Annotated in this window: 7 protein-coding genes; 1 reads left to right on the plus strand and 6 read right to left on the minus strand. The window is 73.3% G+C overall.

All coding sequences use genetic code 11. From position 1 onward, the window contains the following. Positions 1–122: 122 nt before the first annotated feature. From idi to ACWD38_RS23045, 3 genes are all read right to left on the minus strand, one after another. Positions 123–713, minus strand: a complete 591-nt coding sequence (gene idi, locus ACWD38_RS23035; protein ID WP_184482717.1) for an isopentenyl-diphosphate Delta-isomerase — start codon at positions 711–713, stop codon at positions 123–125. A 150-nt stretch (positions 714–863) separates the two neighbouring features. After that, positions 864–3296 carry a right-handed parallel beta-helix repeat-containing protein gene (locus tag ACWD38_RS23040; protein ID WP_184482714.1) on the minus strand — a complete coding sequence of 811 codons (2433 nt, stop codon included), beginning with the start codon at positions 3294–3296 and terminating at the stop codon, positions 864–866. Between the two features lie 20 nt (positions 3297–3316). Further along, complete coding sequence (locus ACWD38_RS23045; RefSeq protein ID WP_184482711.1) at positions 3317–6139, minus strand: LuxR family transcriptional regulator; 2823 nt, start codon at positions 6137–6139, stop codon at positions 3317–3319. 284 nt (positions 6140–6423) lie between these two features. On the opposite strand from ACWD38_RS23045, the gene ACWD38_RS23050 reads away from it, so the two are divergent. Continuing rightward, on the plus strand, positions 6424–9243 hold the full coding sequence (locus ACWD38_RS23050; protein WP_450124884.1) for an AAA family ATPase: 2820 nt from the start codon (positions 6424–6426) through the stop codon (positions 9241–9243). A 200-nt stretch (positions 9244–9443) separates the two neighbouring features. Here ACWD38_RS23050 and ACWD38_RS23055 read toward each other — a convergent pair whose 3' ends face one another. From ACWD38_RS23055 to ACWD38_RS23065, 3 genes are read right to left on the minus strand one after another with little or no spacing between them, the layout of a single operon-like run. Continuing rightward, positions 9444–10019, minus strand: a complete 576-nt coding sequence (locus ACWD38_RS23055) for a type VII secretion system-associated protein (protein WP_450124885.1) — start codon at positions 10017–10019, stop codon at positions 9444–9446. Between the two features lie 33 nt (positions 10020–10052). Continuing rightward, positions 10053–10919, minus strand: coding sequence for a type VII secretion system-associated protein (locus tag ACWD38_RS23060; RefSeq protein WP_184482702.1), 867 nt, complete (start codon positions 10917–10919; stop codon positions 10053–10055). Between the two features lie 22 nt (positions 10920–10941). Further along, positions 10942–11520: a type VII secretion system-associated protein gene (locus ACWD38_RS23065; RefSeq protein ID WP_184482699.1), complete on the minus strand. Its 579-nt coding sequence runs from the start codon at positions 11518–11520 to the stop codon at positions 10942–10944. Between the last annotated feature and the right edge of the window lie 103 nt (positions 11521–11623).

Consider the following 11623-nt stretch of genomic DNA (forward strand, 5'->3'; position numbering starts at 1 on the left):
AGTCGGTCTCTCGCGAGGACAGCTTTTTCCCTCGTGGCGGAGCCACTTGGGAAAAAGATCCCGCAGCGAGAGACCGACTGAGGTTCCGCTACCCGACCACCAAAGCAAAAAGAGCCGTGAAATCAACCAGCCCGAAGAGGCTCACGAGCCGCGGGGGGCAGGTCGGCGGGGTTTCCTACCGCCCACTTCGCAGGATCCGTCCCGAGCTTGGTGAGTTCGGTGATCTGCAGGGCGCTCCACGGCGACACGTCCGCGGTCCCGGCGAGCACGTCGGCGGAGAACTCCGCCCACGGCACCCAGCGCACCGCTTCGACTTCGGCGGGGTTGGGGTCGGTCGTGACGTCGGCGATCACCCGGAACACCGGGCACATCTCGTTCTCCACGATGCCGTTGCCCATGACCGCGCGGTAGCGGAAGCCGGGCAGCACCAGTTCGACGTCGGGGACGTGGGTGCCGAGTTCCTCGCCGAGCCTGCGCAGCACCGCGTCCCGCGGGGTTTCGCCGGGCGCGGGGTGGCCGCAGCAGGTGTTCGTCCACACGCCGGGCCAGGTCGCCTTGCTCAACGCCCGCTGGGTCAGCAGGAACTCACCGCGCGTGTTGAACACGTAGCAGGAGAACGCCAGGTGCAGTGGCGTGTCCGCGTGGTGCACGGTCGCCTTGTCGGTGGTGCCGATGGCGTGCCCGTCCTCCGCGAGCAGGACCACTTCCTCCATGACCTTCCCTCCGATCGTCGCCCGTCGATTTGATCATGCCTGGTGACGGGCCGCCCCCGCCGTTCGGCAGCGCGGACGCAGCCCGTTTGCCCCATCGGATTCACCCTTCCGCTGGGCGCGTGATCACCGCGCGCAGCGGAACGGCCGGGGTCAGCGACCGGGCAGGTCTTCGGCGAGCAGCCGGGTGAGGTCTGCGGTGGAGGAGTCGGCCATCGAGCCGAGCCGGGTGGCCTGCCGGGCGACCATCGACTCGAAGGTCTTGCGCGCGGTGCGGCCGTTGCCGAACGTGCCGTCCTTGGGCATCTTCTCGAAGTGCTCGTGCAGCGCGTCGGCCGCGGACTCGTCGAGCTGGTAGTCGTGCCGGTGGCAGTTCTGGCGCACGATCGTCACCAGTTCGTCGGCGGCGTAGTTGGCGAACTCGATGGTGTGGCTGAACCGGGATTCGAGACCGGGGTTGGTCTCCATGAACTCCTTCATCTCCTTGGAGTACCCGGCGACGATGACCACGACGGTGTCGCGGTGGTCTTCCATGAGCTTCACCAGCGTGTCGATGGCCTCCCGGCCGAAGTCCGGTCCGGAGCCGCCCTGCCCGGAGCTCAGCGTGTACGCCTCGTCGATGAACAGCACGCCGCCGAGCGCGGTGTTGAACGCCTCGGTGGTCTTGATCGCGGTACCGCCGATGATCTGCGCGACGAGGTCCGCGCGGGCGACCTCGATGAGGTGCCCGGAGCTGAGCACGCCGAGTTCGGCGAGCACCGCGCCGTAGAGCCGCGCGACGGTGGTCTTGCCGGTGCCGGGCGCGCCCGCGAACACGAGGTGGCGGCTCATCGGCGGTGCGGACAGCCCGGCTTCCTGGCGGCGCTTGGCCATCTTGTTCAGGTTCACCAGGCTGGCCACGTCGCGCTTGACGCCTTCGAGGCCGACGAGCCGGTACATCTCGTCCAGCGGCGCGCTGTTGGTGGAGACCCCGGCCTTCGTCTGCTGCGGCTGCGCGGCGGCCGGGGCGGACCCGGCCTGCGCGGGGGCGGCGGCGGGCGGCGTCGCGGTCGGCGCGCCCCCGGCGGTGCCGTGCGCGTCGGGGAATCCGTTGCCGCTGCTGGACATCTCGGTGACGGTGAGCGTCGCCGTCGGCACCAGCTGGCGCAGTCCGGCGCCGCCGTTGTCCTTGGCGTGGCACTGGCGCACCACGACCTCTTCCTCGGTGTGCACCCGGATGCCGTCGCCCTCGTTCTCCAGGAATTCGCAGCCGGTGAGCTGCGCGCGGCCGGAGGAGGTGATGTGCAGGCCGTTGGCGTTGCTGGAGCGCAGCCGGCAGCGGTCCAGGGTGGCCTGGCCCTCCTGGCCGATGAACATCCCGTCGGCGCCGCTGCGGTACACGTCGCAGTCCTCGAACACGGCGTGGGCGGTGTGGTTCACGGCGAACCCGGAGGTGGCGGCGGCCCGCACGCTGCACCCCTGGACTTCGGCGCGGGCGCTGTCGGCGACGAGCACGCCGACGCCGCCGCAGCGGTCGATCTCCGCGTGCTCCAGCCGGGCGCGGCCGGTGCCGCTGATCTCCACGCCCGTTCCCGAGCAGTCCTGCACCTGCACGCGGCGCAGCACCGGCTCGGTGCCGGTGGTGACGCTGAGCGCGGTGCCGTCGCTGCCGCTGATGGTGAGGCGGTCGCAGTCGAACTTCGTCCGGTCCGCCAGCAGCACGCCCACCCCGGCGACCTCGGCGACGGTGGTCTCGGTGAACGAACCGGTGGCGCCGTCGGTGGTGCGGATGCCGTGGCCGGAGGCGCGGCGCACGGTGCACTGCTGCAGCGTGGCCTTCGTCTGCTCGGAGATGAGCACCCCGTCGGCCGCGGTGTCCTCGAACGCGCACTCCTCCAGCCGCACCTCGCCGGTGGTGGCGAGGTAGGCGCCGATGCCGGTGGTGCCGCGGACCGCGAGGTTGTGCAGCGTGGCCGAGGCCTGCTGCTCCACGGCGATGGCGGGTTTGGTGGCGTCGCTGAGCACCACGTTCTCGACGGTGATCTTGGCTTGGCCGTTGAGGCAGATCCCGTTGCCGCCGGAGCGCCCGGTGCGGCAGCCGCGGGCGGAGAGCACGCCCTGGTCGGCGACGACGATGCCGGAGGTGCCGAGGTCTTCGAACACGCACTCCTCGACGGTGCTGCCCGCCGCGGAGGTGACGACGACACCGGCGCCCTCGGGGTTGCGCACCTGGCAGCCGCGCATGGCGAAGGTGCCGTTGCCGAACGCGTACAGCGCCGCCCACGAGCCCGCTTCCACGGTGCACTCGGTGAGGCTGAGCCTGCCCTCGCCGGCGACGATCGCGGCCTGCTCGGCGTCCTCGCCGCGGATGGTGATGCCGGACAGCGTCGCGGTCCGCGCGGCCAGCGCGATCGCGGCGCCTTGGCGGGACACGAGCTCCACGGTCCCCGGCCCGTCCTCCGCGGTGAGCGTGACGGCCTTGGTCAGGACCAGGTTCTCCTCGTAACGCCCGGCGCTGATGCTGATCACCCCGCCCTCGCCGGCGGCGGACACGGCGTCGGTGAGGGTGCGGAAGCTACCGGGCATGGCCGGGGAGACCGAGATCATCTGCGTTCCTTCAGGTGCGGTCACGAGCCGGTCCGCGCGAGCAGCCGACCTTCCAGGGAGGCGGCGGCCAGTTCCACCCGCGAGCGGCAGCCCGTGCGGGCGAACAGCCGGGTCAGGTGGCTTTCCACGGTCTTCTCGCTGACCTGCACGGTCATCGCGATCTGCCGGTTGGTGAAACCGTCGCTGACAAGATCGATGATACGGATCTCGGTGGTGGAGAACGGCGCCTGCCGGGTGCGGGCGCGGGGCAGCGTGACGCCGCGTTCGCGCATCACCTCCTGCGCCAGGCCGCGGCCGCGGGTGGAGCGGAAGCGCTTCGCCAGCACGTAGGACTCGTGCAGCCACGGCTGCGGATCGGGGCTGACCGTGCCGACCAGCAGGCAGCCGAGCGCGATCTGCGGCTGCGCGCCGCGGACCCGGGCGAGCCGGACCGCTTGCTCGCCGAGTTCGGCGTCGCGGGTCACCACGCCCCGCATCAGCAGCAGCGTCTCCCGCGAGGTGGCGGTGCCGAGCCGTTCGTCCAGTTCGGCGAGCTCGTCGAGCAGGGCCTTCGCGCGCGGCTCGTCGCCTTCGCGCAGCGCGAACGCGACGAGCCTGCCGAGCAGCCGTTCCAGCCCGGCGGGGGCGCCCTGGTCGCGGTAGCGCAGGTAGTCCTGCCAGCCCTCGTCGAGCGCGGTGGTCACGTCGCCCGCGCGGTAGCGGACGCCGCAGCGCACCCACGCCACGATGTGCCCGCCCGCCATCAGCCGGGGGATGCGGTCGAGCCATTCGGCGGCGCGGCGGTGATCACCGCGTTCGGAGCAGATCTCGGCCGCGATCGCGCGGGACAGGTGCCGGGCGGGGGCGCCGCGGCCCGGTGGGTGGTCGGTCTCGCAGTGCCGGGTCAGCGACAGCGCGGTGTCCCACTCGCCGGCGTTGTAGGCGCGCAGCACCTTCTGGTAGCAGAGCACGCTGCCGCGGCTGGGTTTGCCGTAGCGGTCGCCGAGGATGAGTTCCAGCGCGGTCGCGTAGTCCGTCATCGCGCCCGCCTCCCGCAGTTCCTGCGGGTCCACGGCGGTGCCTTCGGGGCAGCGGCGCTGCCACACCGACCAGGCGTGCTGGAACTCGGTGTCGCTGCCGGTGAGCGCGTTCAGCAGCACCAGCACCTCGCCGAGGTCCACCGGGTGCTGCTCGCCCGGTTCCGGCGGCACGCCGAACATGGTGTTGAGCAGCGCGGCGGCTTCGCCGACGCGTCCGCCGAACATCGCCGAGCAGAACCGGCGTATCTCGGCGTCGAACCGGGAACCGGTGCCCAGCGACTCGAACAGCCGCGCGGAGCGGTCGGGTTCGGCGGCGCGCTCGTCGTGCAGCAGCGCCGAGAGCCAGCACATCCCGACGGTGACCAGCAGCGTCGTGCTCTCCCGCTTGTCCTGGTCGCCGCAGGAGGGCGCGGCGAGCACGGCGGGCGCGACGAGGCTGACGTCCTCGGTGAGCTCGCGGTACTGGCCCAGCGACATCCGCAGCCGCAGCAGGGCGCGCAGCAGCCGCGGCCAGCGCTGGTCCTCGGCGGGCAGGTGGCGCAGCGCGGCCTGGTACCAGCGGGCGGCGCGGGCGGGGGCGTGCGCGGCGGCGCGGTCGGCCTCCTCGATGAGCACCCCGGCGGCGAGCTGCCCGTCGAGTCCGGGGCCGGCCTGCACGATGTGGTCGGCCAGCTTGGTGCGGTCCACCGGCACGTCCCGTTCGAGCTGGGCGAGCATCCGGCGCGCCAGCGCGGTCTGCAGCGCGCGCAGCCGCTTGGCGCCCGCGCGGCGGCGCAGCGTCACGGCCAGCGCGGGCACCGTGAACCGCAGCCGTTCGCGCTCGTCGACGGCGAGCACTCCGGTCTCCACCAGCCGGTCCAGGACCTGGCCGGATTCGTCGAGGCCGACGGCGGCGGCAGCGGTGAGCATCGGCAGGTCGTCGACGCCGACCGGGTCGATGGCCGCGATGACGGAGGCGACGCGTTCGGTGCCGTCGCCGTCGCTGCGCACCGCGTGGACCAGTTCGTGCTCGGCTGGCAGCGCGATCGGCTCGTGCACGGGGGTGAGGCAGAAGTGCTCGTCGATCAGCACCAGCCTGCCGCGGGCGTGCAGGTCGTCCACGGTGGACAGCAGGGTGCCGGGGTTGCCGTAGAGCGGGCCGAGTCCGGTGCGCAGCGCGGTGACGACCGTCTGGTCCAGGGTCGCCCGGCCCGCGGCGGAGCTCCAGCGCGCGGCCAGCGCCGCGATGCTCGACTCCGACAGCGGCGACAGCGTCACCACGGTCTCGGCGAGGTTGCTCAGCTGGGCCGGGACGGCGGTGGGGAAGTCCTGGGCGCGCGCCGAGGTGATCACTGCCGCGCCCACCGCGCGGATCCGTTGCACCAGCGGCAGCAGCGCCGCGGCCAGCAGCGGGCCGCACCGGTCCACGTCCTCGATGATCACCACGGTGCGTTCGCGGGCGGCGATCAGGCCGATGGTGCGGGCCAGCTCGTGCACCAGCGGCAGCAGCGCCTGCTGCGGGGAGAGCTCCAGGTCGCGGCGGCGCTTCGCGGCGGCGGCCACGGCGTCCAGCAGCTGCGGGTCCCGGCCGCGTTCCAGGTGCGCGCGCACGCCGTTGAGCAGGGCGTCGAGAGCCCCGAGTCCGTTGTGGTCGGCCGCGTCGGCGGTCAGCACGTGCAGACCTTGCCGCTGCCAGCCGTGGGTGAGTCCGTCCAGCAGCGCGGTCTTGCCCTCGCCGGGCTTGCCGCGCAGCATCAGCAACGTGCCACCTGGCCGTTGCACGGCCGATTCGATCGCCGCCCACTGCTCGTCGCGGCCGAACACCGTCACGCGTTCCCTGGCCATCCGTCCTCTCTCCGGTCGGCTGCTGCCGCAACGCTGGGGGACCGACTTCACATCAGGGGAAGGGGCTGCGGGGCTCGCCGCGCCACCGATCCGCTCGCCCCTTCCTAGTCGCCGCGAAGCTTAAGCCATTCGTGTTGTTTATTACTCCGACCTAGGTCGAGGGACATCCCTCGGGTAACCCACAATGATGAGCACGTGCACTGTGCGCAGTCGTGCAAGGGTACGTTTTGTGCTCGTCCGGGGCAGTACGTGTCACCCTGCCCGCAAGGTCAGGAGAGGAACCGGTGGCTGACGGCGCGAGAAGAGTCGGCAAGAGCGGGACGACCGAGGCCGGAGCGCTCGGCGTGGACGCCGCCGAGGCGCTCACCGCCCGGTTGCACGGCCGCGAAGAGATCATCGCGGAACTGGTCGGTTCCGCGAAGCGCGGCGGTCCGCCGCTGACCGTCGTGTCCGGCGAGGCGGGCAGCGGGCGCAGCGCCGTCCTGGACGCGCTGCGCGGCGAACTCGCCGGAGCCAGGGTGCTGAACCTCAACGCGAGCGAGCACGACCGGCGCACCGCCTTCGGCGCGCTGTACCGGCTGCTGTCCGATCTGGACGGGCCCGACCCGAGCGCGGCCGGCGTGCGGACCTCCGTGCTCGGCGTGGTGGCCCGGCTCAGCGGCTCGCCGAGCGCGGCGGCGGCGCCCTCCACCGCGACCCAGCTGGCGATGGCCGTGTTCTCCGCGGCCCGCCGCTACCTGCCGCTGGTGGTGCTGATCGACGACGCGCAGTGGCTCGACGACGCCACCGCGGCCCTGCTGGAACCGCTCGTCCAGCACATGTCGGGCAGCCCGATCTCGATGGTGCTCACGGTGCGCACCGACGTCGCCCGCGACGCCGTCACCGCGCCGCTGCGGCGGCTGCGGGACGCGGGCCTGGCCCGGACCGTCACGCTGCGCCCGCTGACGCGCAGGCAGAGCCAGCAGATCATCGCCGAGACGGTGCGCGCCAACCCGGACGCGGCGCTCGTCGACGAACTGCACCGGGCCAGCCGCGGCCTGCCCGCCGCGCTCGTCGCGGGACTCGCCGGGCACCGCGAAGCGCGCTCGCTGCGCGTCGTGGACCGGCACGCGTACCTGGTCCGCACCAACGAGCGGCCCGTCATCTCCGGCAGGCATCCGCTGCTGCTGCCGGTGCGCGACGCGGGCGACGTCGAATGGGCGACCGCGCGGGCGATGAGCGTGCTCGCGCCGCTCGGCACCGCCGCCCCCGCGCTGATCGCGGACTCCGCGGCCATCGAGCGGGACGCCGCGCGGGAGAGCATCGATCGGCTGGTGCGCCTGCGCGTGCTGGTGCCCTCCGGCGCCGGCTGGCGGTTCCGGGTGCCGATGGTGCGGGCCGCGCTGGAGGCGAGCCTCGGGCCGTTCGAGCGCCGCAACCTCGCCGCGCTCGCGGTGACCGCGCTGTGGGACGGCAGCGCGGAGACCGACGATCCCGGCTACCTGCCCGATCGGCTCGTCGACGCGGGCAAGCTGATCGATCCGCAGCGCGCCGGGCAGGAACTGCTCGCGCACGGCGTGCAGGCCATGTTCGACGACGGCGGCAAGGCGGTGCGCTGGCTGCGTTCCGCGACGGAGAAGGTCACCGAGCCGCAGGCCCGCGCGCTGACGCTGCTCGCGCACGCCGGGACCTGCACCATGCACTACCGCGCGGCGGAGGCCGCCGACAGCATCCGGCTGCTGCTGTGGCGCCACGCCGAGGACCTGCCGTTCACCTTGCTGCAGCAGGCCGAGGTGATCTACCTGGTCTCCGCCGCCGCCACCGGGGATTGCGCGGAGCTGGCGCGCATCGCCGACGGCACCGGCCAGCCGCTGCCCGGTGGTCCGGCGCAGCGGGTGGTGGCCCGCATCGTGGCGCTGGGGATGCTGGGGCGATGGGGCGAGTGCGCGGCGCTGCTGGAGGAGCAGCGCGAGGTGTGGACCGGCGGCGACCCGATCACCGAGGACTTCGGCAACATCGCGCTGATCGGCGCGACCGTGTCGCAGGGCGACACCACCGAGCTGTTCCGGTTCGTGGACCGCCCGGAGCTGTGGCGCGCCCGGGACGTGCCGGACCAGCACTTCGAGGAGATCCGCCACCAGACGAACATGCTGCTGGGGCTCGGCGAACTCGACCGGGCGATGGAACTGCTGCGGCGCAACGAGTTCGAGACGACTCTGCTCTCGGGCACCGACCAGTTCCAGATCGAGTTCATGCGCGGGGACTGGTTCCGGGCGATGGCCACCGCCCGCCGCACCATGGCGACCGCGCCGAACCTGTCCCGCCCGATGGGGCAGCCGATGATGTACCTGGGCGCGGCGCTGCTGCACACCGAGGGCGGCATGCTCAGCCGCGCCCGGCAGATGATCGAAACGGGCCGCGCGGGGCCGATGCGGTACCTGTTCGACTTCGCCGAGGCGCGGGTGTCGCAGGTGCTCGGCGAGCTCGACGCCGCCGACGAAGCGCTGCGCACCGGGCTGGCGCGGGCCGAAGCGGACGGGGTCGCGTTCGGCACCGAGCACATCTGGGCGCACGTCGCGGTCCGCGCGAACGAGCGCGGCGACGTCGACGAGGCGAAGGAAGCGTTGCTGCGGCTGGAGAAGCTCGCCGAGCGGCTCGGCACCGGCAAGGCGCGCATCGCGCACCTGCTGACCCGGATGCGGGTGCTCGGCGACACCGCGGCGGCGGAGCAGGCGGTGGTGCTGGCGCGGCGCCGCGGCCAGCCGTACGAGACGACGCTGCTGTTCACGCTGCTCGCGCAGGCCGGCTACCGGACCGCGGAGCTGCTGCCCGAGGCGTACCGGCTCTCCGACGGGCTCGGCGCGCTGCTGCTGCGGTCGCGGCTGCGCCAGGTGATGCGCGACCACAACGTGCCGATCCCGAGCAGGGGCGCCACGACCGCGGAGAACGAGCGGCTGCTGGCGGTGCTGGTCACGGAGGGCCTCACGAACCGCCAGATGGCGGTGGTGTTCGGCGCCACGGAGAAGAGCGTCGAGGGCAGGCTGACCCGGATGTTCGCCCGCATCGGCTACCGCTCCCGGGTGGAGCTGGCAGCTGCCATGCTCACCGGCGAATACCCCGGCTGACCTCCTGGACGTCACCTGTCACGGTGTGGACGAATTCGGAGATTTCACGAGAAATCGAATCCCCCGAACGAGGTGAACCCTTCGATCCGTGGCCCCGATGACCAGTGCGGGCGGTTGTCCACAGGGGTGTCCGACTCGCCGGGGGCGTTCGATTCCTCGCGAAATCGCGGGCTCTCGAACGAGGTTCGGCGCGGTGCGGGTCAGGGTTCGGCGCGGAACGGGGGTTCTGGGGCGGGCGCGGCGGCGGGACCGGCCGCTTCCTTGAGCGCGCTCGCGAGCAGCCGCATCGAGGACGGGGCACCGGGGTTGAGCAGCACGTCCACGCCTTCGTCGGGCAGCGCTTCGGCGAGTTCCCGGGTGCTGACCTCGCGGAAGTTCGGGACGTCGAGCCGGGCGGAGTGCGCGGGCGCGGTCACCGCCAGCACCGACGGCACGTCGTCCGGGGAGGGCACGACGATCGCCTCGCCCTGCTCGTCGACGGCGATGCTCAGCACCGCGTCCCGCAAGGTCGCCAGCAGCGCGTCCCCTTCCGCCTGGCCCTGCACCACGAGCCGCAGCGTCGCGTCGACCGGGTCGGTCGCCGAATCCTCCGAGGACGGTTCGTAGTTCGGGTTCGGCTCGAACCGCTGCGCGGTGCCGTCCGCGGGCACGAACCAGCCGCCGACGACCGCCTCCTCCGGTGGCCTGGCGTCGTCTGATTCCGGGGTCCAGGCCGGGTCGACCAGCAGGACCCACTGGTCCTCGGTTTCCTGGTTCGGGGTGTCGTCGGCTGCCATCGGTGCTCCTGCGGTCGTGGGCGGGGTCGGGGGTCAGTGCTTGCCGGGGAACGACGGTGGCGGCGGCAGCGGGTCGTCGAACCCGTCGAGCTCTTCGGCCGGGTAGGGCGGCTGCTCGGCGTCCGGGGCGGTCATGGGCCGCCAGGCCGCGAGGTCGGCCGCGAAGTGCTCGGCGGTGGCGGGCGCGGGTTCGCCCGTCGCGGCGGGCGGTGCGGCGGCGGTGGCCCGCTGAGCGGTGGCCGGCGCGTGCTCGGCGGCCGGGTCGCCGGGATTCGGCCCGTCCGCCCGCGCCGCCGGAGCCGGTGCCGCCTCCGGCGTCGCGGACGTGGTCACTACCGGCTGCCCGGCGGCGTCCTCGTCGGCGACGGCGTCGCGGAACTCCTGCGCGCCGATCCGCACCGAGGCCGCGCCGCCGGGGTTGAGCAGCACGTCGACCCCGTCGGCGGGGAGTTCCGCGGCGAGCTCGGTCGCGCCGATCTCCTGCCAGCCGGGCACTTCCAGCTGCTGGGCCTGCACGGGCGCGGTCGCCACCAGCACCGAGGGCACGTCGTCGGGGGCGGGCGTCACGATCGCGGCGCCCTGCTCGTCCACGGCGATCCAGAGCTCGGCGGGGCGCAGCGTGCCGAGCAGCGACGCGGTGTCGGATTCGCCGCGCAGCACCAGCTTCAGCTCGGCGTCCACCGGATCGGTCGGCACGTCCGGGCTCGACGGCTGGAACAGGTGGTTCGCCCGGAACGTGCGGGTGGTGCCGTCGGCCTCGACGAGCCACGCGCCGACGATCGCCGACTCCGGTACCTCGGCGTCTTCGTCCTCCGGCTGCCAGCCGGGGTCGACGAGCAGCGCCCACTGGTCCCTGCCGGTGTCCGTGGGCGCGGTGTCGGTGGGGGAGGTGTCCGCCATGCCGGGTCCTTTCGGGGAGTGCTCAGGCCGGGAACGGCGGATCGCCGAGCACGACGGGGTCGGTGTCGGCGACGACGGTCTTGAACGCGATCGCCGCGATCCGCATCGACTCCGGAGCGCCCGGGTTGAGCAGCAGGTCGACGCCCTCGGCGGGCAGCGAGTCGGCGAGGTCCTTCGCGGTGATCTCCTGCCAGGTGGGCGCGTCGACCCGCCAGGTGTGCGCGGGCGAAGTGGTCACCAGCACCGAGGGCACGTCGTCGGGAGCGGGCGCCACGATCGCCGCGCCCTGCTCGTCGAGCGCGATGCCGAACAGCGCGTCGCGCATCGTGGCCAGCACGGCCGCCTCGTCGTGCTCGCCGCGCGCCGCGCCGCGCACCGCCGCGTCCACCGGGTCGGTGGGCGAGCCGGGGCCGGAGGGCACGTAGCCGGGGTTGGCGCGGAACGGCCCGGTGACACCGTCGGAGTCGAGCGCCCAGGCGCCGAGCACCGCTTCGATCGGCGGGGCCTCGCCTTCGGCGGTGGGCTGCCACGCCGGGTCGAGGACGAGCGCCCACCGCTGCTCGGCGTCGCCCGCACCAGGCGCCGTGCTGTCGTCGTGCACCGAACTCTCCCGTTGATCGCCGTTCTCGCCGCGCGCCGCGGCCCGCGACACCTCAAGTCTGCCCCGTGCGGCCACCCCGCCTGCTCGCGGCCGGGGCCGAGCC

The sequence above is a fragment of the Saccharopolyspora sp. NPDC002578 genome (assembly GCF_053592695.1).

Bases quoted from the DNA above. Each gene is read 5' to 3' on its own strand.
- idi (WP_184482717.1), bottom strand. From the start codon at position 713: ATGGAGGAAGTGGTCCTGCTCGCGGAGGACGGGCACGCCATCGGCACC.
- ACWD38_RS23060 (WP_184482702.1), bottom strand. From the start codon at position 10,919: ATGGCGGACACCTCCCCCACCGACACCGCGCCCACGGACACCGGCAGG.
- ACWD38_RS23055 (WP_450124885.1), bottom strand. From the start codon at position 10,019: ATGGCAGCCGACGACACCCCGAACCAGGAAACCGAGGACCAGTGGGTC.
- ACWD38_RS23045 (WP_184482711.1), bottom strand. From the start codon at position 6,139: ATGGCCAGGGAACGCGTGACGGTGTTCGGCCGCGACGAGCAGTGGGCG.
- ACWD38_RS23040 (WP_184482714.1), bottom strand. From the start codon at position 3,296: ATGATCTCGGTCTCCCCGGCCATGCCCGGTAGCTTCCGCACCCTCACC.